This is a genomic window from Streptomyces sp. CB02980, assembly GCF_014451325.2.
Taxonomy (GTDB): Bacteria; Actinomycetota; Actinomycetes; order Streptomycetales; family Streptomycetaceae; genus Streptomyces.
In genome coordinates this window covers 59,072-84,254 of record NZ_JACSCH020000014.1, presented here as the reverse complement: position 1 = coordinate 84,254, position 25,183 = coordinate 59,072, and the positions used below count along the sequence as shown (strand labels likewise).

The following is a 25,183-nucleotide window of genomic DNA, read 5'->3' as shown; positions in this document are numbered from 1 at the left end:
CGGCGGGGAAAACGGGTGACGGCGATCGGCCCGGGTGTGTCAGGTCGTCGGTGCCGACGTACGTCGGGTCGCGCGTGAAGACGTACGTGAAGTCGACGTGCGGTCGTACGTGAGGTCGTACGTCGGGTCGCTCTGCGCGCGGAGGCGGCGTCAGCAGCCGTCGTACCCGGCCGTCGGCATCGAGAGCCGCCGGTGGACCCCCGCCTTGGCCGCCGCGTCGTACTCCGGCTCGCACGCCGGCCCGTCGGAGCAGGCGGTCTCCACCCGCACCCCGCGCCGCGCGCACTCCGCGCGGAAGCCGGGCACGGAGGTCAACGCGCGCGCGAGGACCCGCTCGTTGGCGGCGACGAACAGGTCGACCGCCCCCGCCTCCACGTCCATCCACAGGGCCTCGTGGTCGGGCCGGATCCCGTAGAACAGCAGCCGGCGGGCGACCACGTACCCCTTGTCGTCGGCCCAGCGCGCACACACCGCGTGCTGGCGGCGCGTGTCCACGAGGAAGGGCTCGCTGTCCAGCTCTTCGAGCGGGGTGAGGCTGGCGATCGCCGCCACCCGAACGTCGTCCATGGGCCGACCCTACTGCGGGACGGCACGGCCGAACATCCTCCGGCGCCCGCTCCGGACATTTACCCTCGATACGGAGTGAGGGTACGAGCCCGGACATCGTGAACGGCGGTGGACGACGGCCGGAACCCGAGACGACGGAAGGCGGCATGCCGGTGGAGGTCACCTGGTGGGGTCACGCGACCTGCACGGTCGAGGACTCCGGGGTCCGCTTCCTCACCGATCCGCTGTTCGCGCGGCGGCTCGCGCACCTGCGGCGGCGGCGCGGCGCCCTGCCGCCGCCCGAGGCCGCGGTCGCCGAGGCCGTCCTCGTCTCGCACCTGCACTCCGACCATCTGCACCTGCCGTCGCTGGCCCGGCTCGCGCCCGGGACGCTCCTCGTCGTGCCGCGCGGCGCCCCCGCCGCCGTACCGGGGCTGCGCAGGCTCGACGGGAACGGGCTGCGGCTCACCGAGGTGGAACCGGGCGACACGGTGACGGTCGAGGGCGTGACGGTACGGGCCGTGCCGGCGCTCCACGACGGACGGCGGCTGCCGGTGGGGCCGCACCGCGCCCCCGCGCTCGGGTACGTCGTCGAGGGCGAGGCGCGGACGTACTTCGCCGGGGACACCGGCCTCTTCGACGGAATGGCGGAGGCGGTGGGCCCGGTGGACGTGGCGCTGCTGCCGGTCGGCGGCTGGGGCCCGTATCTGGGACACGGCCACCTCGACGCGGGCCGGGCGGCCGAGGCGCTCGCCGCGCTGTCGCCCGCGGCGGCGGTCCCGGTGCACTACGGCACGTACTGGCCGATCGGGCTCGACGGGATCAGGCCGCACGAGTTCCACGCGCCGGGCGACGAGTTCGTACGGCACGCGGCGCGGCTGGCGCCGAAGGTGGCGGTCCATCTGCTCGGGCACGGCGAGCGGGTACGTCCGGAGGTGGCCCGGTGAGTCGGAGGACGAGGGGCGGACGGGCGGCGCGGCCGGGGGACGGCCGGTGATCCACGGGCTCACCGGGGTCGTGACGGCGGTGCGGGAGCTGCCGCCGGAGTCGACGCAGCAGGCCGTCGGCTATCCCTCCCTGTTCCTCCTCGTGGCGCTCGGCGCCCTGGTGCCGGTCGTGCCGACGGGCGCGATCGTCAGTTCGGCGGCGGTGGTCGCCTTCCACCAGACGTCGCCCCTCGCGCTGCTCTTTGTCTTCCTGGTGGCGGCGTTCGCGGCGCTCCTCGGCGACACCGCCCTGTACTGGCTGGGGCAGCGCGGGGTGCGCTCGCGCAACGGCTCGCGGTGGCTCGCCGCACTGCGGAGCCGGGTGACACCGGATCGGCTCGCGCACGCGCAGGAGCGGCTCGACACGCATCAGGTGTCGGTGCTCGTCCTGTCCCGGCTCGTGCCGGCGGGGCGGATCCCGGTGATGCTGGCGTGTCTGCTGTCGGAGATGCCGCTGCGGCGGTTCGTGCGCGGTGACCTGGCGGCCTGTCTGGCATGGGCGGCGACGTACCAGCTGATCGGGATCCTGGGCGGTTCGCTGTTCCCGGAGCCCTGGCAGGGTGTCGTCGCCGCGGTGGGCCTCACGGTGCTCGTCGGCGCGGTCCCGGGGCTGTGGCGGCGGTTCCGGGGGCCGCGGGCGAAGGTGGACGGGGCGTCGGGGCACGCCGCGTCAGGGCACGAGCACCCGTGAGCCGCCGACCGGCAGGTCCCACAGGTCCTCGCGGCGCAGCCCGGCCTGCTCCCACGCGGTCCTGACCCGGGTGAGGGGTTCGAGGACGGGCTCCGACGACAGCACGAAGGTCGCCCAGTGCATGGGGGCCATCCGCCGCGCCCCCAGGTCCTGGTGGGCGCGGACGGCCTCCTCCGGGTCGGTGTGAACGTCGCTGAGCCACCAGCGGGGGTCGTAGGCGCCGATCGGCAGCAGGGCCAGGTCGATGCCGGGGTACCGGCGGCCGATCTCGGCGAACCAGTGGCCGTACCCGGTGTCCCCCGCGAAGTGAAGGCGCCGCCCGGACCGGTCGGTCAGCACCCAACCGCCCCACAGGGAGCGGCAGGTGTCCAGGAGGGTGCGCTTGGACCAGTGGTGGGCGGGGACGAAGTCGAAGCGAACGCCGTCGAGTTCGGCCGCCTCCCACCAGTCGAGCTCGGTGACCCGGCTGAACCGGCGGCGGGCGAACCAGCGGCCGAGGCCGGCCGGGACGAAGACCGGGGTGTGCCGGGGAAGCCGCTTCAGGGTCGGGGCGTCGAGGTGGTCGAAGTGGTTGTGACTGATGACGACGGCGTCGATGCGCGGCAGGTCCTCCCAGCGGACGCCGACGGGGGTGAGCCGGGCGGGGGTGCCGAAGATCCGGCGGGACCAGACCGGGTCGGTGAGGACGGTGAGCCCGCCCACCCGCAGCACCCAACTCGCGTGCCCGGCCCAGGTGATGGCGAGGGTGTCGGGTCCGGCGGGCGGCAGCGGACCCGGCTCGAAGGGCAGCAGCGGGATGTCGCGGAGGCCTTCGGGGCGGGGGCGTACGGCTCCTTCGCGGGCGAGGCGGGCCAGGGCCCGCACGCCGGGGAGCGGGGCGGTGAGCCGGTCGGCGAAGCTGCGGGGCCAGTCGAGGCGGAGCCGCCCGACGGGGTGGAGGACGGGAGCGGGCGCCGGCGCGGGGGGACGGGCGGGAGCCGTGGCGGGATCGGGCTGGTACGGGGCGGCCTGGGCGGCCCGCGTGGGGTGTGCCGTCCGTTCCGTCATCTGCGGGCTCCGTTCTGCGCGGATGGTTCGGCTCGTGCGGAGGGTCGGACTGGTCCGGGGGGTGCGGAGGGCCGGGGGCGGCCGGCGCGTACGGCGTGCACGGCGTGCTCGGCTCGTACGGCGCCTACGGCGTGCCCGGCGCGTACAGCGTGCACGACTCGTACGGCGCGTACGACTGCGGTTCCCTCGGCTTGCGCGGGTTTCTTCGGCGGGCGGCCGACCGGGGGTGCTGTCACCGGAGTTCCTCCAGGATTCCTCCGAACTCCGCCAGCTTCGCCGCCACATGGGGAAGCGTCTCCGGGTCCCGCGCTCCGAGCGTCTCCGCCCGTTCGTCCTCCGTACCGCCCAGGAACATGCCGGTGCCGAACCTGACGCGCAGGGCGCCGAGTTCGTCGCCGAAGCGGTGACCGCCGGACGCGGGGGCACCGAGGCGCGCGCCGAGGTGGCTCTCCAGCTCCAGGGAGTCGGTGACGCCCCGGGCGGCGAGACCGGCCCGTAGCGGCCCGAGGTCGGCGTACAGGTGGCGGCCCGCCTGCGGCGGCCGGGCGAGGGCCCCGGCCGCGAGGACCGCTCGGTGCGCGGCCGCGGCCAGGCGACCGTGGACGGCGGCGGCGCGCCGGGCCCGTACGGTGACGTCTTCGGGTTCGTCAAGGGCGTGCGCGGCGGCGGGGGCGACGGGCCCGGGGACGACGGCCCCGAGGGCGGTGAGCACGTCGAGGACGCGGGCGCGGCGGTCGGTCCAGCGGTCGGCGCGGGACGGATCGGTGGGCGGGAAGCGGGCGACGGCGCAGGGCCAGGCGGCCGGGGTGAGGGCGCCGCCGAGGTCGGAGAGGACGGTCACGTCGTCCGGGCACATCTCGGCGGGGCTGAGGAGCACGGTGTCCTCGGGATGGTGGCGGGTGTCGCGCCAGGTCTCGTCGCTGATGACGTGCAGTCCCTCGGCGACGGCGGCCTCGCACGCCTCGCGGACGAGTTCGGGCGGGGCGACGGTGGCGGTGGGGTCGTCGGCGACGGAGAGCAGGAGGACGCGCGGGGTGCCGCCCTCGGCGCGGATCCGCCGGACGGTCTCCAGGAGGGCGTACGGGTCGGGGACGCCGCCGGCCTCGGCGGGGGTCGGCACGTGGTAGGCCGGGCGGCCGAGGAGGCGGGCCTGCGGGGTCCACCAGGCGGGGCAGGGCCGGGGCAGCAGGAGGTCGCCGCCGTGGGCGGCGATCAAAGCGAGCAGCAGCGCGGGGGCGCCGGGGCCGGCCACGACGTCCTCGGGGTGGGTGCGCAGGCCGCGGCGCCACCAGTAGCCGGCGGCGGCCTCGCGCAGGACGGGGCCGCCACCCGGCGGCTCGGGGGTGGTCCGTCCGGCGGCGGCGGCGAGGAGCCCGGCGAGTCCGGGCAGGACGGGCAGGCCGGTGTCGGGGGCGGGAGGGCCGTAGCGCACCGGGCCACGGCCGTCCGGAGCCGTCTGCCGCATGTCCCGTACCTCCTGAGCGCACGGGGGCGCCGGCACGGCACCCCCGTGCCCTTTATACGAAGGTTCGGCCGGTTCCGCCGCTCCAGGCGTCGGTTCAGGCGACGGTCACCGGGTGTCGCACGATCGCGTTGAAGAGATAGCCCTGGGTGTTGTGGACGGCCCGCTCGGGCTGGGTGTTGCCGGCGGTGTCGGTGGTCCGCGAGAGCAGGGTGACCGGTCCGGTGGCGCGCGGGAGCCACGGCGTGCTCCAGCGGACCCAGCCGTCCCGTCGCGGGGTGTCGTGGAGGTGGGCCCGCCGCCAGTGCGCGCCGCCGTCGGTGGACACCTCGACCGTCCGTACGGGCGCGTGCGCGGACCAGGCCCTGCCGGTCAGGCGGTGGACACGGCCGGCCTCCAGGGTGGCGCCGAAGGGCAGCTGGTAGCCGGACTTGAGCGTCTGCCGGCTGATCGGGGCGCTGCCGCCGGCCGGGTGGGCGTCGCCGAAGAGGCGGTACCAGTCCGTGGACCAGGGCGAGCTGAGCGGACGGGTGGAGACCTCGATGTCGCCGAGCCACTTGATGGAGGCGATGCCGACCCAGGAGGGCACCACGAGCCGCACCGGATGACCGTGGTCGTACGGGAGGGGCTCGCCGTTCATCTCGTACGCGAGGATCACGTCGTCGAAGGCCTTGGCGACCGGCAGCGGGCGGCGGACCCGGCCGTAGTCGATCCCGCCGGAGACGTACGGGTCGTCGAGGCCGCGCGGCTGGAGGTCGACGGCGTCGCGGGCGATCCCGGCCCGTCGCAGCACGTCGGCGAGGCGCACCCCGCGCCAGCGGGCGGCTCCGACGGCGCCGAGGGTCCAGGCGGTGCCGGTGACCGGCTCGCCCTGCTGGCTCGCGTAGAGGCTGCGGCCGTTTCCGGCGCACTCGATCAGGGCCGTTCGGGTGACGGAGGGCAGGTCCCGGAGCTGCCCGTAGGTGAAGTGGACCGGGCTGCGGCCGTGCAGGCCGTCGCCCCAGAGGGTCAGGCGCCAGTCGGCGGCGTCGAGGACGGGGGTGGTGGTGTGGTTGCGGACGAAGAAACGGTCGACGGGGGTGAGGTGTCCGGTGTCCCCGAAGCTGTCGAAACGCGCCTCGGCATTGGTGCCCCGTACGGTGAAGTACTCGGCCGGGAGGGCCTTGACGATCCCGGGCGCGGCGAGGGGGACGGCGGCTCCGGCCGTGGCGCGTGCGGGGGCGGGCGCGGATGCGGCGGAGGCCGTGGTGGCGGTGGCGAGCCCGCCGAGGGCGGAGACCGCCGGGGCCGCCGCGAGAACCTTCAGCACGGAACGGCGGGCGGGCGCGGGCGAGTTCGGCACGGGACTCCTCGGCAGGTGGGAGAGGCGCGCCACCGGGCGGCGGCGCGGCCGATCCTAGGGGCGGAAGGGCGGTCGGGACGGCCCGTTCATGGTGCTGTCACAGGGGGTTCGTCAGGTCGGCGTCCGCGGCGGCCGGTCCGGCGGACCGCATGTGCGGAGGCGGATGCGGCGGGGGGCCTGAACTGTGAAGGCGGGTCCGGGGGGCGGCCCGAAATTGCGAGGCGGCCGGTCCTCCGGCCGGAGGACAATGCGGCATGCCGATACGAGAAGCCCTTCCCGAGGACGCGGCGGGCATCGCCGCCGTGCACGTGCTGTCCTGGCGGGCCGCCTACCGCGACCTGCTGCCCGGCCCCTACCTGGACGCCCTGGACGTCGAGGAGCGCACCGCCACCTGGCGGGCCCGCCTCACCGCCCCGGAGCGGCCCACGGTCCTGGTCGAGACGGGCCCCGACGAACGGGTGCGGGCGTTCTCCTGTTTCCGCGCCTGGCCGGACGAGGAGTTCGACCGGCGGACCACGGCCGAGCTGGCCGCTCTCTACGCCCTGCCGGAGGTATGGGGCACGGGAGTCGGGCGGGCCCTCCTCGCGGCCTCCACGGAGGCCCTCGTGGGGACCGGGTTCCGCACGGCGGCGCTGTGGGTGTTCGCGGGGAACACGCGGGGGCGCCGCTTCTACGAGGCGGCGGGCTGGCGCCCGGACGGCGAGGTCGTGCGGGAGGAGACGGGAGGCCGCATGCTCAAGGAACTCCGGTACCGGGGAGACCTGTTCGCCTGACGCGCCACTCCGCCGCGTGTCCACATCTCAAGACATGAATCTCATCATGCGACATCCGTGCGTACGGTGGTGAGCACGCACCCACACCGAGGGAGTCGCTCCGATGACGCATGCCTCCACCTCTTCCGCGCACCCCGCCGGCCACGAGACGGCCCATGAGACGGCCGTCTACACCCACGGCCACCACGAGTCGGTCCTGCGCTCGCACACCTGGCGGACGGCCGCCAACTCCGCGGCCTATCTGCTGCCCGCGCTCTCCTCGGGTCTGGACGTCCTGGACGTGGGCTGCGGACCCGGCACCATCACCGCCGACCTGGCCGCCCTGGTCGCCCCCGGCCGGGTCACCGCAGTCGACTCGGCCGAGGAGGTCCTGGCGAAGGCCCGTACCGTGGCGGCCGAACGCGGCCTGGAGAACGTCGAGTTCGCCGTCGCCGACGTGCACGCCCTGGACTTCCCCGACGACTCCTTCGACGTGGTCCACGCCCACCAGGTACTCCAGCACGTCGGCGACCCGGTGCAGGCGCTGCGCGAGATGCGGCGGGTGTGCCGCCCCGGCGGTGTCGTCGCGGCCCGCGACAGCGACTACGGGGCCTTCGTCTGGTACCCCGAACGGCCCGTCCTGGACGGCTGGCTCGACCTGTACCGCCGGGTCGCCCGGGCCAACGGCGGCGAACCGGACGCGGGACGGCGCCTGTTCTCCTGGGCGCGGCAGGCCGGCTTCACCGACATCACGACGACCGCCGCCACCTGGTGCTTCGCGACGCCCGAGGAGCGCGCCTGGTGGAGCGGCCTGTGGGCGGACCGGACGACCGGCTCCGGCTACGCCGACCTGGCCGTGTCCGGCGGCCACGCGACCAGGACCGAGCTGGCGGAGATCGCCGACGCCTGGCGGGAGTGGGGTACGCGGGAGGACGCCTGGTTCATGGTCCCGCACGGCGAGATCCTGTGCCGGGTGTCCTGACGGACATGCGGGCGGGCTACGGCACGTCCGTGGCGAACCGGCCGCCGGGGGGGTCCCGCCGAACGCGGCACGGTCACCGCTCAGCCCGGCGTGGTCACGCTCAGCCCGGCGTGGTCACGCTCGATCCGGCATGGTCACCACTGAGCCCGGCATGGTCACCACGGAACCCGAGTCGGTCGGCGAGCGCCCGGTAGCGGGCGCGCCGGGCCTCGCCGACGGGGACCTCGTACGTGTCCAGGAGGTGGAGGAGGAGGCGGAAGCCCAGGTCCGGGTCGACCGCCGTGACCACGGCCTCCAGGACCCGCGCCACCCCTCGTACCTGCTCCGCTTCGGCGTGCACCGCCTCGCGCACCTCCCGCAGCACCGCCTCCGTGAGATCGGTCCTGGCGGGTGAGAGGAAGGGCGCGTAGGCGGGGTCGACCTCCGCGAGATGGGCGTGGCACACCTGGGAGACCTGCTCCAGCCAGGCCCGCCCGTCGGCGTCGAACTCGTCCTCGTCCAGGACGTGCGGGCGTCCGGCCGCGGTCCGCCAGAGCAGGCCGACCGCCTCCCCCGGCAGGGCGGAGTCGAGGAGCCGCCAGGCGTCGTCGAGGAGCACCGCGGCGTACGCCCCCGGGGGGTGTCCCGGCCCGTCGTCGGCGACCCGCTGGATGTGTTCGCGCGGGGCGCCCCCGTAGGTCCGTTCGGTCCCGCGGAGTGCGGCCGCGAGCGCCGGGAGCCCGAACCGGCCGGGTGCGAAGTCGCGGCGGCCCGGGTCGAGGGGGCGCCAGCGCACGGTCAGTCCCTCGTGGACGGCGGCCGGCGGGTAGGCCAGCGCGTCCCCGAGGGCGAGCAGCCGGTCGTACGCGTCCGCGTCGACCGGCACGGAGTACGCCTTGAGCGCCCTGAGGAACAGCCGGAACCCGAGGTCGGCGTCCGCCTCCCGCACGACCCGGAGGAGGGCCGGGACGATTCCGGGTACGGCGACCCGGAGCTCGAGACCCGCGGCGGCCGACTCGATCTCGGCGGCCACGGTCGTCCGCAGCTCCTCCTCCGGCACGACCGGCCGCGTCGCGTCCAGGGACCGCACCTCGTACGGGTCGCGCTCCGGGGCGCGCGGCGGACACAGCTCCGCGACCCCGTCCAGCCAGCTCCGGGTGTCCGTGCCCTCCTCGGCGGGGTCGAAGCAGCGGCGTACGGCCGCCAGCCACACCGTGCGGAGCACGTCGTCCGGCAGCGGGGACTCCAGGAGCAGCCGTGCGTCCGCGCCGAGCCGGTGGTCGTCGTCCTCCGCCTCGGACTCGGCGATGTCGAGGACCACCGCTTCGTCGAGGCGAAGGGTCGCGCGGGCGCAGAGGGTGCCGGCGAGTGCGCTGAGCCCGAAGTCGGCGGCGTAGTCGTAGACGTAGACCTCGCGCGTGCGCGCCATTCCCGTGCCTCCTGCCTCCCGGGCGGTACGGGCACCCGCCGGCGCGCGGGGTGCCCCTTCCCATGATCGGCGCAACGCGCGTCCGGCGCCCTTCCGCGAGCGGCGGCGGCCGGAAGGGGGAAGCCCCCGGCCGCGTGTGCGGCCGGGGGCTTCCCCTTGTTCAGTCGTTCCAGGCGCCGGTCCGGCTCAGATCGTCTTCGCCGCCTTCGGGCCGTAGGGGATTTCCATGACCGGGTTCTGGGGCTGGATCCTCGGGTCGAGCGGGTCGACGAGGTCCTTGCCCACGATCAGCCTCTGCAGGTTGAACGTCTGCTCCTTCCATTTCATCCCGGCGGCCCCGAACAGGACCCCCAGGGTGGGAATGGTCTTGGAGCCGGTCGTCATGGCGTCCTGCCTGAGGTACAGGTCCTGGCCCTTCTGCTCGATCGAGAACGTGATCGTGGAGCCCCGGTCGTCGAAGTACCCCTCCTCGATCACCTCGAAGGTGAAGCTGGTGTCCGCGGTCGTCACCAGGACCACGCCGGGTCCTCCCATGAGGGTCGGGCTGAAGCCGGGGAACGGCTCGGGGTGCAGGGTGCAGACGTCCCCGCCCTGGAATTCGTCGCAGCCGCTGATCGGGAACGGGAAGACCTCCCCGGGGTTCTCCTTGAAGGCCTTCATGACGGACTCCGGCGTCCCCAGTATCGTCGCGGATCCCAGGTAGTTCCTGTACGAGTAGGTGTACGAGTAGCGGTAGTTGTCGACCGGCTTGGGGTTGCTCACCCGCCCCTTCGGCGTCCTGTTGTAGGTGCCCTTCTTCCGCGCCTGCTGTGTCATCGCGTTCGCAGCGGCTCGGCAGGAGTCGTGGGCGCAGTTGTCGGAGTAGTCGCCGACCACGCCGTCGGTGTCGCCCTCGACGCCGGCGCAGATGCCGTCGCGGCCGCCGCCCGGCGAGCCGTGCAGGCACATGCGGCCATCCGGGTCGCTGTTGTTCACCGGGTCGTTGTTGGCGTACGCGTAGCCGTTCCACTGCTGGGGGTCCATCGGTGACAGCAGCGGGTCGGTGCTGATGAAGCGGCCCGTGGACGGCTGGTACATGCGGACGCCGAGGCTGGTGAGCCCGGTGGTGCCGTCCTCCTGACCTCCGACGAACCCCTTGTTGCCGGCCCAGGTCGTGGGCGCGGTGCCCCGGACGTTGCCGAAGGCGTCGGTACGGCTGCGGGTGGCCGCCAGGGTCGACAGGTCGACGGTGAGGTTGTTCGTGCCGTGGTGGTCGGCGATCTGGGCGACGAACGCCCCGGCGGCGGTGCCCGCGCCGGTGCGCACGATGGTCATGCCGCCGGGGATCGGGTAGTAGCGGATGCCGGTGCGGGCCTGGGTGGCCGTGTTCACCGTCAGTTCGTCGTTACCGAGCCTGAGCGTGGCCGTTCCGGGGTTGCGGCGGATCAGCAGCTTGCCGTCGGCGTCGTACAGGTACGTCGTGGTGGTGTTCGGAATGGTCCACTTCTGCCCGGCGGGCACGGTGGTGGCGCAGTCGCCCAGCACGAGATTCAGACTGTCGGTGGCCACGTCGCCCGGGACAGCGAGGCAGCGGCCGGAGACGGGGTTGTGAAGCGTGCCGTCGGCCCGCGCTGTCCAGGTCTGGTCGGCGCCGCCGTCGCAGTCCTGGAAGGTGACCGGTGATCCGGCCGCGGTGCCCATGGCCTGGACACAGCGGTTGCCGCTGGAGAGCGTGCTGTTCGCGGTGGAGTACTTCTGGCCCGCGCCCGTGTTGCACGCGTAGATCTGCAGCGGGCTGCCGACGCCGGTCGAACCGCCCTCGGCGTCGAGGCACTTGCCGCCGATGCCCTTGATCTGGGCGGCCGTGGTCAGAGAGGCGAGCTTGCCCTCGCTGTTCCACGTCAGGCTGCTCGTACCGGCCTTGCCGGCCCGGTAGGAGGTGGTGGCGCCGTTCTCGTCGTACTGGAACGCGTCGTTGTTGGTGGTCGTGCCCGTCTTCGTCGTGGCGAGCAGCAGGGCGTGGGCTCCGCCGGTGCCGCCGCCCGTGGCGGGAGCGGAGGTCGGTGCGTTCTGCTGCCCGGGGGCGCCGAACGTCTGGGTGGTCGTGGCGTCCTTGGTGGTGTCGCCCGCCGGATCGTGGCGGACCACCTTGGTGCGGTTGCCCGTCAGGTCGTAGGCGTAGTCCTGCCAGTAGGGGGCCGGTCCGCCGACGGTGGTCTTCGCCGGGGCGACGGCACCGGCGGTGGGCGTGGTGTTCGCGCAGGCGCCCTGGTCGGCCGTCTGGTGGGTGAGGGGGTCGGGCCGGCTGATGCCGCCCGTGTCGGACCACGCCGTCGTCAGCCGTCCGAGGTGGTCGTACGTGAAGCACTGCCGGTCGGTCTGCGCGGGGGTGTTGTCCGGGATGCTGGTGAGCGAGGTGATCCGGCCGGCCTGGTCGTACGTGTAGCCGGTCTGCTGCACCGCGCCGGAGAGCGAGGTCTGCTTGTCGACGAACTGGTCGCTCAGCCGCCCGGTGGCCTGGTCGTAGACCGAGGTGGTGACGACCTGGGAGGCCCACGGGTTGACGGTGGAGCGGATCACACGCCCGTGGGCGTCGTACTCGGTCTGCGTGTCGTAGGTGGTGGCGCCGGCGAACTTGTAGAGCTGGCCGTAGTCGTTGTACGAGTACGCGATGTCGTCCAGAGGCAGTCCGGCGAGCGCCGGCAGGACCGTGCCCTTCGGGTTGCCGGTGAGCCGGTCGTAGGTGGTGGTGACGTTGTACGTGAACGTGCCGGAGGCCAGCCCGGCGTCGGTGCCGGGCATCGTGATCGTCGTACCCGTGACCCGGGCGCCGTCGTCGTAGCCGGTCACGGCGCTGGTGTACGCCTTGCCGGCGGAGCCGCCGACGTAGCGCGTGGAGGTGGCGGGCTTGCCCCTGCCGCCGGGGGCCGTGTCGAAGGTCCAGCCGGCCAGCTGCTTGGCGGCGCTCACGGCGCCGTCGTACAGGCCGGTCTTCCGCCCGAGCAGGTCGTAGGTGTACACCAGCGTCTTGTTCTTGGCGTTGGTGAGGGTGGACAGCCGCGAGGCGGCGTCGTACGTCCGCGTGGTCGTGCCGGTGTCCGGGTCGCTCGCGCTGGTCTGGCGGCCCCGCTGGTCGTAGGTGTACGACCAGACGTTGCCCGCCGCGTCCTTGCGGGTCAGGGGCTCACCGTCGAGAGTCGAGGTGAAGCGGGTGACGGACGCGTCCGTGGCTCGGCCGGTGGGTGTGGGAGTGGAGTACTGCCACAGCTCGGTGGTGTGGCCCAGGGCGTTCGTGATCGTCGACGTCGGCGCGTTGCCCTTGGGCGGCAGGACATCGGTGCGGTCGGCGCCCGGGTAGCTGGTCGTCGTGCGGTTCTGCTCGGTGCCCAGCGACCACGCCGCCACGACGGCGGTCCGGTCGAGACCGTCGTAGCTGGTCCGCTTCTGCGACGGGACGGTGCTGTCGGCGGCGGCGACGAGGACGTCCTTGGGGCCCGAGGCGTCGTTGTACCAGGCCGCGTTGGACGTCTTCTCCCGGCCGTGCGAGTCGAGCCGGGTGTCCGTCACCAGGCGGCCGGTGTAGGCCGGGTTCGCCGGGGTGGACTGCGTCTGGCGGGGGCGGCCGAAGCCGTCCATCAGCTGGATCGACGTGGTGCGCACCGGGGTGGCGCCGTCCACGGTCAGCTTGCCGGTCGTGACGGTGGAGGGGACGCCCGTGGCGTTGGAGACGCGGTAGCCGAACACCACGTCGGCGTTGGGGTGGGACTCGGGGGCACGCCCCGGCTGCCACACCGCGGTCAGCCGGCCCAGCGCGTCGTAGGCGCTGGTCGTCGTCTTCTGGTTGACGTCGGTCGTCTTCAGGGTGAGACCGCGGCGGGGGTCGAAGGTGGTGACGGTGTCCCAGGTGCCCGTGGCCTGTCCGGGAACCGGCGCGGAGGCCGTCACGGTGACGGGCAGCTCGCCGGCCGCGGCAGGGGTGTGGACCGAGGTGGTGGTCGTGCCGTTCGGGTGCTGCGCGTCCTTGCTGTTGGGGTCGGTCAGCGAGGTGACGCGGCCGTAGCCGTCGTACCCGGTGGTGGAGGCGGTGACGAAGACCGGGCTGCCGTCGGTGGCGTACCGGTCCAGGATCTCGCTCTTGGTCGCGTCGCCGGTGGCGCCCGCCTGGCCGTGGGCGAGGCCGTCGTAGAAGGTACGGGCACGGGAGACGGTGTTCGTGGCGGTGGGGTCCGCGGTGCAGGCGTCGGGGCCCGAGACCTTCAGAGCCTCGGAGACCAGGCCGGTGCGCTGGGCGTCCGGTCCGCTCGCGTAGCTGGTGCGCGTGCACTCGTCGGGGACCCCGTCCGCCTGCTCCAGCGAGGTGACCGTCCGGTTGTTCCGCGCGGGGTCGGTGACCTGGGTGGCGGTGCTCGTGCGCCAGGTGCCGTCCGCCAGCTTCACCCGGGTGGTGGTGGTGTTCCTGGTGCCCGTGTAGCGCGCGACGAGGGCGGGCAGGCCCGTGCGGGTGTGGGTGGCGGTGGCGACCGGGTCGTCGGAGGCGTGCACGGTCTGGGTGGCGACGGTGCCGCCGGCCTGGTGATGGGCCTCGGTCTGCAGGACCTGGCCGCTGAGCCAGTCCACGTCGGTGACATCGCGGCCCAGGGCGTCCGTGAGGTGCACGGAGCGGGCGGTGCCGTTCTTGCGGACGTCGCCGTCCATGCCCTGGCGGTAGGTGGTGACGCTCTGCGACCTGGGTCCGTCGGTGCCCGATCCCACGGTGGTCGTCACGTTGGCGAAGCCGCGGAAATCGCCCCAGGTGCGGGACTTGGCCTCGGTCAGTTCGCTGTCGTCACGGTGCCAGGCGGCGGAACCGTAGGCGTAGTCGGTGATCTTCTGCGGGGTGTCCGTGGCGGTGTCGGTCTCGGTCAGCGACTTGACCGTGTAGTGGTGGAACCAGTCCAGCACCGGATCGGAGTCGACGACCGAACCGGGCGGGGACCAACGCACCGGATAGCAGGCCCTGTTGTTGTCGTCCTCGGCCGTCGGCATCACGTTGTTGATCCGCGAGCAGTCGGGGAGGTTGTAGTCGACGTTCAGGACGCCGCCGGTCTCGTTGTGGATCTGCTGGATCCGCGGCCGGTTCATGATCGGCGGTGCCGGTACGAGGTTCGTCCCGTCCACCCGGTTGGGGAGCATGACGGGCGTGAACGACACGGCAGGAAGGTCGGCGTGGGGCGTCGCGGTCCTGCCGGTGCGCCGGACGGAGTCCAGCCACAGGGCGCGCTGGCTGCCCGCGTCCTTCGGGTCGGGGAAGGATTGGACCAGGTCGTAGGTGTCGACGTCCTGCCAGGCGTTACCGACGCGCACCTGGGTGGCGATTCGCGTCAGGCGCTTGGTGGTGAAGTACGTGGCGGCGTAGTAGACACAGGTTCCGGTGCTCTTGCACTCGTTGTCCACCGGCACGTCGGGCCAGTTCGCCTTGTTGGCGACGGTCCGGTTGGCGGGCTCGCATGCCGTGCCGGCCGCGGTGCAGCGCTCGGTGACGGTGAAGTTGACCTTGGCGGCGGGCTGCAGCGCGCCCTTGGCGGCGACCTGCTCGGAGAGCTTCTGCCCGTAGGCGATGCTCGCCAGGGTGGTGGCCCGGGTGTACTCGGTCATGGTGCCGTTGCCGTTGTTCTGACCGGCGCCGCGCTTGTACCAGTTGGTCTCCGGAGCCCACTTGTACGTGGTGAGGTTCCCGTGGGCGTCGACGACGTGGTCGAGCGAGAGACGCTGCCACATCTGACACCAGGAGCCGGTGCCCTTGGCGCTGTCGTAGCACGGCTGGCCGCTCTTGGGCGAGTACACCGGCACGGAGGACACGGAGTTGGTGGCCGGGTCGGTCTTGTCGCCGCCGGGCAGGTGGTTGACGCCGAAGTAGTACGTGGTGCCCGCGGAGTCGGTGACCTTCGCGTACGAGCCGTCCCGGACGCCGTTGGCGGCACCGGAGCCGAACTCGATCCTCGTACCGTCGTCGTTCTTCAGGCGCCACACGCCGGTGGCGGCGTCGGTGGTGGCCGTCGCCGAACCCGCCTTGTCGTCGCGCACGAGGGAGCCCGAGTGCGAGCCGAGGGACAGGGAGGCGTTGAACCCCGCCCAGCAGGCGTCGCCCGAGTCGGGGATGCCCGCCTTGTCACAGGGCTTGTAGACGCGCTCGATGTAGCCGGGGTTGAAGTCCCAGCCGTCGCCGATCCAGGAGGCCTGGGCGTTCGTGACGGAGGTCTTGCCGTCCACCGAGGAGGAGTCGTAGCTCAGCCCGACCTCGGGGGCGGTGCCGCCCAGGGCCGGCGGAACCTGGATGGCGTGCTGGTACGTCAGCGCACCCGAACTGCCGCCCGAGGCCCAGCTCTGCGAGGAGTCGAGCGCGGTGGCCTCGTACGTGCCGCCGGGGCCCGAGGAGTCGGTCTCCGCGGCCAGCAGCATCGGGGCGGCGGGGGCGGCGAGCAGCCTGCTGCTCGCCGCCGCCTTCGCCGGGGAGGGCGCGGGGGCCGCAGCCTTCGGTAGTGCCACGTCGGCGACGAGCCGCTTCGTCGCCTCGTCGTAGCGCGTGGTGAGCGGCGTACGCACCTGGCAGGACGGCACGTTCGGCGTCGTCAGCGCGCAGCCGGGCAGCGTCACCAGGCGGCCGCGGGAGGCGAACTCGCCTCCGGTGGCGGCCTGCAGGCCGGCGAGATCCAGGCCGACCTTGACGCGGGTGGCGCCGGAGGTCTGGGCGGCGAGGCTGAACAGGGCGCCGTTGACCCCGAGCTCACGCGCGGAGCGGTCGTCCCTGCGGACCACGGTGACCTCGCCGCTCAGGCTCGACGCGGCCCCGGCGCCCTTCGGGGACACCCACACCGGCAGGCTTCCGGCCCGGACCGGAGCCGTGCCGGTGGCGCCCGTCAGGTCGGCGCTGCCGCTGACCGGTACGGAGAACGGTGTCCTGGACCGCTCCGCGGAACGCGCGGGCACCGGGTAACGGGGCTTGACCGCCGCGGCCTTGCGGACCTCGGAGGCCTTGACCGGCGCGGTGCCCGGCAGTGGCCGGTGCGGCGGCTTCCAGACCTTCGAGAAGTCCGCCTCGGCCTGGGCCTGCCCCGCCTGCCCCGCCTGCGCCACGGGGGCACCGAGGAGCGAGGCGGCGAGCGCCAGGATGACCGGACCGGCCACCCGCGTGCGGAACGTGCGCGTTCTTCGGCGCACGCCATGAACTGACATGAGGATTCCTTCGTCTGTGGTCAGCAGAGAGCCGAGGCTCCCGGCCACGTGGGCCGGGACCTTGGTCATATGGGTCTGAAGTGGGGTCAGTCGGAGCCGGAGAGAGGCAAGCGGAGGCCCCAAATCCACTTAACTGCCGGTCTAAACGGGGGAAGCTAGCAGTAAATGATCGTTGCGTCACTATCAACGATCGTTTATGGATGCGTGGGAAGGGTCACCCCGCGGCCAATTGGGCACGACCCCGCACAGGAGGGGCGGAATTGAATCCTCCGGCTGTTGATCAGCTGTGTGCCCGCCTGTCACAGTGCCCGGGCCCTGCCTGTCTGGTCAGGGACTCGACACGTTCTAGGGGGAGTGGGCACTCGCATGTCCAAAGCACCAAGATCCGGCTTGCGGAAGCCGGTGTCCGCCGGTCTGGCGGCGGGGGTCTCGGCCGTCCTGCTGCTGGCGGCGCCGTATGTCGCGGCGGCCGCGCCGACGCCTCCGCTCGACGCCCCGGCCGCGCCGGGAGCCTCGGCGGCGCCCGGCGCGCCCGGCACGCCCGGCACCGCGACCCGGCCTGTCGCACCGTCAGGAACGCCCGCACGCACAGCGGTCGAGAAGGCGTGGGAGCTGGCGGCGAAGACCGGCAAGGACGTGCCGGTCCCGGAGCTGACGACGGAGTACGCGACCACGGTCGCCACCCCGAAGGGCAAGCTGCGCTCCGAGAGCCACCTGCTGCCGCAGCGCACCAAGGGCACCAAGGGCCGCTGGCTGGCCCTGGACGACACGCTGGCCGTGCGCGCGGACGGCACCGTGGCGCCGAAGGCGTCGAGTTCGGGCCTGGTCATCTCGGGCGGCGGCACGGGTCCGCTGGCGACGATGACGACCGAGGACGGCAAGAAGCTGTCGGTCTCCTCGCCGTTCGCGGGCGCGCTCCCCAAGCCCGTGCTGCGCGGCAACGACGCGCTGTTCGAGAACGTGGCCCCCGACACCGACCTCCAGGTGAGCGCCACCAAGTACGGCGGCTACACCACCGTGGTCGTGCTGCACTCGCCCGCGGCGGCGGCCGACCCGGCCGTGCGCGACCTGGTGTTCCCCACGGTCACCGACGGCCTGACGCTGGCCGAGGGCAAGGACGGCAGCCTGACCGCCGCCGCGGGCAAGGAGACCGTCTTCCGCGCCCCGGCCCCCCTGATGTGGTCGGCCGGCGAGGCGCGCGAGCCCGGTGCGCGCGGCTCGCGTTACGCCGACCTCGACGCCCGTGACACGGCGAACTCCCCCGGGTCGGAGACGGCGCCCAGCAGCGCCGACGGCCCCGGAGCCGGTGCTTCCGTGGCCCGGATCCCGGTGACCCGCGCGAAGGTGACCGGAGCGCGGGAGGCCGGCGCGAAGGCGACCGGCTCGGCGAAGAGGGCCACCGGCGACATAGCCCTGGCTCCCAGCGCCGAGCTGCTCGACGGTGCCGACACCAGGTACCCGATCTACGTCGACCCCTCGTGGTCGGTGGACAGCCGGGGCAAGCAGCACCACGCGTGGGTCCAGCAGGCCTACGACTCCGGCAACTTCGACCGCACCGGTTCCCGCGACGAGGACCGGCCGGGAGTGGGCTACCAGGGCTGGGAGACCAGCAAGGGCATCGAGCGCGCACTGTACGAGTTCGACCTCAACGGCTATGCCGGCGCCACGATCAACTACGCCAACCTCCGCCTGGAGCAGTACCTCTCGGCGGACTGGTCGTGCACGAACACGTACCCGGTGCACCTGTACCGCGCAGGCGCGTTCGGCTCGTCGGTCAAGTGGAGCAACCACCAGATCCGCGAGTGGATCCAGAACCAGTCCATCGGCGGCAACGGCAACAACGGCGACTGCTACGGCAACATCCCCGTGGACTTCAACGTCACCAACGCCATGCGTGACGGCATCCGCGACACCGGCACTCCGCTCGCCTTCGCCCTGACCGGCCAGGAGGGCACCGGCGACAAGATCGCCTTCAAGCGGTTCGCGTACACCGCGGTGCTCAGCGCCGAGTACGACTTCCCGCCGCGCGTCCCGGAGAACCAGCGCACGGTTCCCGCCCCGCGCCGCGTCGTCGCGGGCGACACCCAGGCCTGTGGTGACGTCCCCGCCGACCAGTTCGGCTGGATCACCACCCCGACCGTCACGATCGCCTCGAAGGTCAGCAGCCCCAACCAGGGCCAGCTCACCCAGTTCGTGGGTGTGTGGGACCACGACACCGGCGCCGCTGCCCACACCGGCTGGTCCGGTTTCGTCGGCACCGGCACCGACGCCACGTACACCACCCCGCTCGACGCCCTGAAGGACGGCCGCAACTACGGCTGGGCGGTCCAGGGCGACGACGGCCTGCTGCGCGGCCCCGCCACCACCTCCTGCCACTTCGCGGTCGACCTGACCCCGCCGGTCCTGGAGTTCGGCCCGTTCACCGACCCGGCCACCCAGTACCCGCCGGCCGGCAACGGCCAGATCACCAGCCTGCGTCTCGGCGACACGGGCTCCCTGCCCATCGTCGTCTCCGACCCGAGCCCGGGTGCGGGCCTGCGCAGCTCCGGACCGGCCTGTGTCCAGTGGGGCTTCGACCCGCAGCTGGTCGGCGCACAGCAGCGGTGCGCGAGCGGCGGCAGCCCGCTCGGCGTGCACCCCCTCGACATCAAGCCCACCACGTGGGGAACCAACATCGTCTACGCACGGGTCCTCGACGAGGCGGGCAACGCCTCCCAGACCCGGTCGTACGCCTTCTACGTGCCGTGGAAGGACGGTGCGGTCGCCTTCGGTGACACCACCGGCGACGCCCGCTCCGACATCCTGCTGCCCGACGCCGCGGGCAACCTCGTCACGCACGGCCGGGCCACCGACGGCAGCAGCCGCAGCATGATCCCCAGCGGAACCGCGGCCACCGCGCTCCAGGCTCCCGAGGTGGCCTCCGGCCGGACGTGGAAGGACTACCGCACGGTTCACCGCGGTTCGCTCGACCCCGGCCGCAACGTGGACGACCTGTTCGTGCACCAGGAGCCGGCCACCCCGGGCGCACTGGGCGGAGCGCAGCTCTTCGCCTACGACAACACCCTCTCCGCCCCGGGCCGCTTCACGCTCGGCACGAAGACCGCGGTCGCCAAGCCGGAGTGCTCCACCACCCACGCCACCTCCTGCACCGGCTACCGCAACGAGGCGACCTGGGCGTACTCCAGCCAGATCACCCCGACCGGCCCGGCCCGCACCACGCGGACGCCGAGCCGCAAGGTCACCGACGCCACCGGACTGCTGTCCGTGGAGTCCGGCAACCTGTGGTTCTACCCGGTCAAGTCCAACCAGACCCTCGCCGCGCCGGCCCTGGTCGACGCGAGCGGCACGTGGGACGACAAGGACCTCATGGTCCCCGGCAACGCGCTGAACATCGGTGCCACGACGGACACCGCCCCGGCGCTGTGGGTGCGCAACCGCACCAACGGCGACATCTTCCAGTACAAGCTGACCACCGGCACCCGCGCGGTCGACGGCTACGTCGTGGTCACCGGTGTCGCGGCGCAGCCCGCCACCCGCATCGGGTACGGGATCAAGGGCGCGGACTACCCCCGGGTGGGTTCCGAGGGCGATGTGACCGGCGACGACATCCCGGACTTCTGGGCGGTCGGCACCGACGGCGTCCTGCAGGCCTGGGCCGGCACCGCCGCCGGCGGCGCGGTCGACGGCTTCGGCGGCCACCACGTCCGCGGCGACGCCCAGGCCCCGACCGTCCAGTGGCGCCTGGAGGGTGACGCCAAGGCCATTCCGGCCAAGAACGGCAGCGGCGTCTCCAACGACGCCACCTCCGCCGCGGTCACCTACGCCACCGAGACGGTCGACGGCCGCGCCCGCAAGGTCGCGGTCTTCGACCCCGCGGCGAAGTCGGTCGTCACCGGCCCCGCCAAGGCCGTCGACACCCGCCAGTCGTTCACCCTCTCCACCTGGGTGAAGATGAACGCGCAGGACGGAATGATCGTCAGCCAGGACGGCGCGCACGCCAGCGCGTTCATGCTGTACGCCGACACCGGCCACTGGCGCTTCGCCATCGCGCACGGTGACGACGACGGCTGGCCGTACGACTACAACGCCGTCGTCACCCCGGCCAACACCTTCAAGCAGGGCGTCTGGACCCAGCTGACGGCCACGTACAACGCCGCGTCCGGCGCCATGACCCTGTACGTGAACGGGACGCTGGCCTCAAGCGGATACCACCGGGCGAGCACCAGCCCCGCACCCAGCGGCGCCCTGGTCCTGGGCCGGTACAAGCACGTCAGCAAGCCCAGCAACTACCTCAACGGCTCCATCGCCGGGCTGTCGGTCTTCCAGAACTACGTGCCGCCGGCCACCACCACGGACCTGCCGATCCGGTACGCGGCGTCGCCCGACTTCTGCATGGACACGCCGCAGGGCGCCAACGGCAACGGCAACCAGCCGCAGCTGTGGGACTGCAACGGCTCCGACCCGCAGAAGTTCAGCGTCAACGCCAACGGCACCCTGACCCAGAAGGGCCAGTGCGTCGCGGTCCGGGGCAACCAGACCGCTCAGGGCACCGACCTGATCTTCTGGCAGTGCCTGGGCGAGGGCGGCCAGCAGTGGCTGCCCCGCGCCGACGGCAGCATCTACAACCCGCAGTCGAACAACTGCCTGGACCTGCCGCAGGCACGGCGGGACTGGGGTACGAAGCTGGCGATCTGGAGCTGCAACGGCACTCCGGCCCAGCGCTGGAGCATCCCGACGCTCCAGACCCCGGACCTGCCGGTCGCTCCGTAATACCCGCCCCACCCGATGACATCCGCCCCGCCCCGGCAGACGCCGGGGGCGGGGCGGGTGTCATCCGTCGCAGGGAGACAAGGCGGCACCACCGACCGACGCGGTGGTGCCGCCGTTCCCGTCCCCGGGGACCGAGCCGAGCGCCCGGGAGATGCCGACCAGGAGGTCCCGGTACTCGCCCTCCGCCGCACGCAGCGCCCGAACCGCCGGCACGCCCCGCTCCTTGTCCGCGGGCATCCCGCGGCCACGGGCGTCCGCCGCGGCCCTGACCATGGCAGCCAGCCCGAAGGCGACGCTCTCGGCCTCCGTCCTGCCGACCCGGCGGGCCTCCGCGTAGCCGCGGGCACGCACCTCGTCCGAGCAGTACGCCCCGAGTTCCAGCATCCGGTCGTGGATGTCGGTCATCCGGTCCGTCAGGCGCCGGCCGGGGCCGGCGCTCCAGGGAGTGGAGAGCCTCATCCGGGCCTGCGGACCGCCGGCGACGCACAACGTCCGCCGCAGCGGACCCAGGGCGCGCAGTGTCCGCAGCGGTTCGAGGACCCGGACGGTGAGCCAGGGCCCGACGATGGGGATGAGGAATCCGGCGGCGACGAGCAGGGTGCCGAGGGCGGCCAGGGACACGGCCGCCTGGTTGAGCGGTTCCCAGTCCCGGCCGCTCCAGGCGGCCACGACCGCGACCAGCTTGGCCGCACCGTAGGTCACGTTGGTCAGGAAGCCCACGGCCAGGACGGTGAGCCCGGTGCGCAGCAGCCCGCGGGCCGATGTCCTCCGCTCGGGGAACTCGCTGCGGATGTCGCGCGCCCACCTCAGGCACGCCGCGGCCGCCGCGCCGGCCGCCGCGGTGACGGCGACCAGGCAGAGCAGCACCATCTCGCGGATGAAGGGGGTGCTGGCGTAGTACGTCTCGAAGTCGCGCTGCCGTTCGACCGGCGCCTCGCCCCACACGAAACAGCCGATGAGGAGGAGGGCCACCACACCGTGCCCCCAGATCCACCGTCTGACCCGGCGGCGGGTACGGGGAAGGACCTCCACGTCCCCGCGCCAGTTCTCCATGAGGACCCGGCAGGCGCACGCGTAGGCGGAGAGGAGGCAGTAGACCAGCACCGCGGAGAAATTGCAGACGCCGGTCGTCCTGTTGACGAACCTGATGGTCGGGGGCGCGGAGAAGAAGAACGCCGAGGCCTGCAGGAAGATCACGGCGTTGACGCTGCGGACCACGGGACTGTGCCTGCGCCGCACCAACGAGGGAAGCTTGACGACCAGCACGATACCGAGCGCGGCGGCCGGGATGTAGAGATTCACGCCGTCTCACCCGTCATCCTCTGAACGACGCCCAGATACGGCCGGCCACTCCGCCGGAGGGCGTGCCACGCCTGCGGTCCAGGCGGGTCCTGACCCGGTCGGCCAGCATCCGGCCGAACTTCTCCGCGCGCCGCTCCTCTTCGAGGTCCGGCTCCGTACGGGCGGCGACGCGGCCGACCGCGTCGGCGAGTTCCCAGCGGTCCCCGAGCATGCGGGCCGCGGCCCGTGCACCGGCCGCGCCGCCATGACCGCAGTGCCCCTCCTTGAGGTGCCACAGCTCGTGCCCCAGAATGACGACCTGATGCAGCGGGGACGTGTTGGCCTCGACGACGATCAGGTCGTAGTCGCCCATGTCCAGCCAGAGACCCGTCACCGAGCCCGGTGGGAACTCCTCGAACATCAACCGCAGTTCCCGCCCGCTGAACCGGGCCGCGCACACGCAGATCGCCTTCAGCAACTCGGCCGTCTGCTCGGGAACCGGCTGCGGCAGCCCCGTGACCAGCACGTCGCGATACCGCTTCATCTCGCGCGAGACCCCCACCCCGTGCCACCCCGTCACTCGTGCCGGACGGACCGGCCCCCCTGCATCGCTTCTGCGCGCTACCGCTGGTGAGCCGTGGGGTCCACGCCGCGATCAATCGACGTCATTGTGCACCAACCCGGCTTCGAGGGCCGCGCGGGCCTCCCGGGCGCGCTCCTCGCGGGATCGCCGCGCGACGGACTCGATCAGGGCGATCAGGGGCTGAGCGGTGTCGTCCGGTACGTCGGCCAGGGCCCGGGCGGCGTACGCGACCACGCCGAGGGAGGGATCCACCTCGCTCGCCGGTCCCGCGATGCGCAGGCGCCGCAGGTCCTGGTCCTGGCGTTCCACGGTCCGCTCCAGGAGATCCTTGTGGATCTGCTGGAGGACGCGGTCCAGCGCCTCGGCCGGCTCGGCGACCAGGAACTCGATCTTCTCCCCGAAGAACCCCGCGATCCCGGCGGCGTGGTTGAGGTTCGGAGCACGGCCCGTCTTGATCATCTTGTCCAGCCACTGCGCACTCGTGCCCGCGCCGGCCGCGATCTCCGCCAGGGAGTACGCCCGCCTGCTGCCGTCCGCCGACGCGCGCAGCCGCGTCGCGCGCAGGAACAGGATGCGCTCGACCACGCGCCGGTGGCGCGCCTCGACCACGTCCACCTCGCTCCCGGCCTGAACAGGCCGTTCACCGCGCAGCAGTTCCCGCGCCTCCTCCACCGGCACCCCGGAGGCGTACGAGAGCCCGCCCTCGCCCTCGACCCGCAACACGTCGGCGCGATTCAGGCCCATGCGCTCCAACAGCGAGTCGATCCGGCGCACCGTGCCCATCAGGTCCTGAGCAGGCCCCTCACTCATAAGAACTCCCGTGGTCATCGGACGAGGTCCCGCAAGGCTAGCAACCACCTCTGATCCGTCGGCGGTTGCCACCCGGACCGCGGCGATCGGCACGATCGGCCTACGCACCACCGGCGGTCGCCACCGTCGTGCCGCCCACGAACGGCAGCAGCCGGTGCGCCTCCTGCTCCAGGGCCGTCCGGTCGGTGGCGCGGAGCGGGCGGAACGGGGCGAGTCGTAGTGTTCCGGCGTCGAGTGACCACGTTCCGTGCACCCGGCCGTCCACCAGGAAGGTGGGCCGGACCTGCGCCGAGCCGGGCATCACGCGGGGACGGTCCTCGTCGTCGATGATCCGGCTCCGGTCGGCGTGGCCGAGCAGGACGTTGTCGAACGCGGGCAGCAGGCGCACCGGAGCCGGGGTCTCGGGGTCGGGCAGCTCCGCGTGGGCCAGGTCGAAGAGTTCACCGCCTCCGGGCCCGGAGTGGCGGCGCAGCTCGGCGCCCATCTCCGCGACGACCTCGCCCAGGCGGGTCAGCCCGCACCAGGCCTGGACGTCCTTCACACCGGCCGGGCCGAAGGCGGCGAGGTAGCGGCGGATCAGCTCCTTCGCCGCGTCGCCGTCACCGGTGGCCGCGGCCGCGACCGGCCGTCCCAGCCACGCTTCGGCGGGGGTGACGGAGATGGCCGACCGGTTGCCCCACGAGCCCCAGGCGCCCGTGGCGGGATCGTGGACGAGCGGAGTCCGCAGCTCGACCTCCCCGGCCAGGATCCGTCCGTCGACACCGGGGTGGCGTGCGGCGAGTTGCCGGGCCAGTTCCCTGCGGGGCAGCGTCCGGCCGCCGAGCAGGGCGAGCCCCTCGGTGACGAGGGACGCCGCGTCCAGGCCCGTGCCGTGCCCGGTGGCGCGGTTCCGGGTGAAGTACGACGAGCCGGCGGTGCGGTCGAGCACGGGCTGCACCAGCGGCCGCAGGCGGCGGAAGTCGTCGGCCGCGGTGAGGTGCTGGGTGCTGCGGAGCAGGGCGGACCGGACGACCTTCCGGTCCTCGACGAGCGCGGTGAGATCCGCCTGGGTGAAGTCGTGGATCCTGCTCCACAGGCCGACGTAGGGCCAGTTGGGCTCCTGCGCCTGGAGGGCGACCAGGCGTCCGATCACGTCGAGCGGCGTCCGGTCGGTGCGCACGAGCAGGAACTGCCGGTCGAGGAGCGCCCGGTTCAGGGCCCGGAGGGACAGGGCGGTCACGGCCGACGCACCCGGACGTCGCCCTGCGTCTGCGGGCGGACGGGGCCTTCGCCCAGCCATCCGGGGAAGTGCCCCTGCCCGGTCTCGGTCTGGGGCTGGGGCTGGGGCTGGGG

The 25,183-nt window shown here is 73.1% G+C and carries 15 protein-coding genes; 5 read left to right on the top strand and 10 right to left on the bottom strand.

What is annotated here, in order from left to right:
• Positions 1-150 precede the first annotated feature (150 nt).
• Positions 151-567, bottom strand: a complete 417-nt coding sequence (locus E0F75_RS26860; RefSeq protein ID WP_229313457.1) for a hypothetical protein — start codon at positions 565-567, stop codon at positions 151-153.
• Between the two features lie 146 nt (positions 568-713).
• Between E0F75_RS26860 and E0F75_RS26855 the strand changes: the two genes are divergently transcribed.
• Positions 714-1,493, top strand: a complete 780-nt coding sequence (locus E0F75_RS26855) for an MBL fold metallo-hydrolase (RefSeq protein WP_229313456.1) — start codon at positions 714-716, stop codon at positions 1,491-1,493.
• Between the two features lie 46 nt (positions 1,494-1,539).
• Positions 1,540-2,223 (top strand): DedA family protein, encoded by a 684-nt coding sequence (locus E0F75_RS26850; RefSeq protein ID WP_229313454.1) that lies wholly within the window; start codon positions 1,540-1,542, stop codon positions 2,221-2,223.
• Here the strand turns inward: E0F75_RS26850 and E0F75_RS26845 are convergent.
• The 3 genes from E0F75_RS26845 to E0F75_RS26835 form a co-directional block, all read right to left on the bottom strand.
• Positions 2,203-3,270 (bottom strand): MBL fold metallo-hydrolase, encoded by a 1,068-nt coding sequence (locus E0F75_RS26845; RefSeq protein WP_229313452.1) that lies wholly within the window; start codon positions 3,268-3,270, stop codon positions 2,203-2,205. The genes E0F75_RS26850 and E0F75_RS26845 overlap by 21 nt on opposite strands.
• A gap of 232 nt (positions 3,271-3,502) precedes the next feature.
• Positions 3,503-4,735: an aminotransferase class I/II-fold pyridoxal phosphate-dependent enzyme gene (locus E0F75_RS26840; protein WP_229313450.1), complete on the bottom strand. Its 1,233-nt coding sequence runs from the start codon at positions 4,733-4,735 to the stop codon at positions 3,503-3,505.
• A 94-nt stretch (positions 4,736-4,829) separates the two neighbouring features.
• Positions 4,830-6,074 (bottom strand): sulfite oxidase, encoded by a 1,245-nt coding sequence (locus E0F75_RS26835; RefSeq protein WP_229313448.1) that lies wholly within the window; start codon positions 6,072-6,074, stop codon positions 4,830-4,832.
• A 254-nt stretch (positions 6,075-6,328) separates the two neighbouring features.
• On the opposite strand from E0F75_RS26835, the gene E0F75_RS26830 reads away from it, so the two are divergent.
• Together E0F75_RS26830 and E0F75_RS26825 are read left to right on the top strand one after the other, a co-directional pair.
• Entirely contained in the window at positions 6,329-6,847 is a 519-nt protein-coding gene (locus E0F75_RS26830) for a GNAT family N-acetyltransferase (RefSeq protein WP_229313446.1), read from the top strand.
• A gap of 103 nt (positions 6,848-6,950) precedes the next feature.
• A complete protein-coding gene (locus tag E0F75_RS26825; RefSeq protein WP_229313443.1) occupies positions 6,951-7,808 on the top strand; it encodes a methyltransferase domain-containing protein in 858 nt (285 codons plus the stop codon).
• 100 nt (positions 7,809-7,908) lie between these two features.
• On the opposite strand, the gene E0F75_RS26820 is transcribed toward E0F75_RS26825, so the two are convergent.
• Together E0F75_RS26820 and E0F75_RS26815 are read right to left on the bottom strand one after the other, a co-directional pair.
• Complete coding sequence (locus E0F75_RS26820; protein WP_229313441.1) at positions 7,909-9,216, bottom strand: hypothetical protein; 1,308 nt, start codon at positions 9,214-9,216, stop codon at positions 7,909-7,911.
• A 186-nt stretch (positions 9,217-9,402) separates the two neighbouring features.
• A complete protein-coding gene (locus tag E0F75_RS26815; protein ID WP_229313439.1) occupies positions 9,403-16,407 on the bottom strand; it encodes a ricin-type beta-trefoil lectin domain protein in 7,005 nt (2,334 codons plus the stop codon).
• A gap of 366 nt (positions 16,408-16,773) precedes the next feature.
• Here E0F75_RS26815 and E0F75_RS26810 point away from each other — a divergent pair, with 366 nt between their 5' ends.
• Entirely contained in the window at positions 16,774-21,177 is a 4,404-nt protein-coding gene (locus E0F75_RS26810) for a ricin-type beta-trefoil lectin domain protein (RefSeq protein ID WP_229313437.1), read from the top strand.
• A 60-nt stretch (positions 21,178-21,237) separates the two neighbouring features.
• On the opposite strand, the gene E0F75_RS26805 is transcribed toward E0F75_RS26810, so the two are convergent.
• The 4 genes from E0F75_RS26805 to E0F75_RS26790 all read right to left on the bottom strand — a co-directional run bounded on the left by E0F75_RS26805 (position 21,238) and on the right by E0F75_RS26790 (position 25,070).
• Positions 21,238-22,479 (bottom strand): MAB_1171c family putative transporter, encoded by a 1,242-nt coding sequence (locus tag E0F75_RS26805; protein WP_229313435.1) that lies wholly within the window; start codon positions 22,477-22,479, stop codon positions 21,238-21,240.
• Between the two features lie 13 nt (positions 22,480-22,492).
• Positions 22,493-23,002 carry a toxin-antitoxin system, toxin component gene (locus tag E0F75_RS26800; protein WP_229313433.1) on the bottom strand — a complete coding sequence of 170 codons (510 nt, stop codon included), beginning with the start codon at positions 23,000-23,002 and terminating at the stop codon, positions 22,493-22,495.
• Between the two features lie 111 nt (positions 23,003-23,113).
• Entirely contained in the window at positions 23,114-23,851 is a 738-nt protein-coding gene (locus E0F75_RS26795; protein ID WP_229313431.1) for a hypothetical protein, read from the bottom strand.
• Positions 23,852-23,951: 100 nt separating this feature from the next.
• Entirely contained in the window at positions 23,952-25,070 is a 1,119-nt protein-coding gene (locus E0F75_RS26790; protein WP_229313429.1) for a winged helix DNA-binding domain-containing protein, read from the bottom strand.
• Positions 25,071-25,183 lie beyond the last annotated feature (113 nt).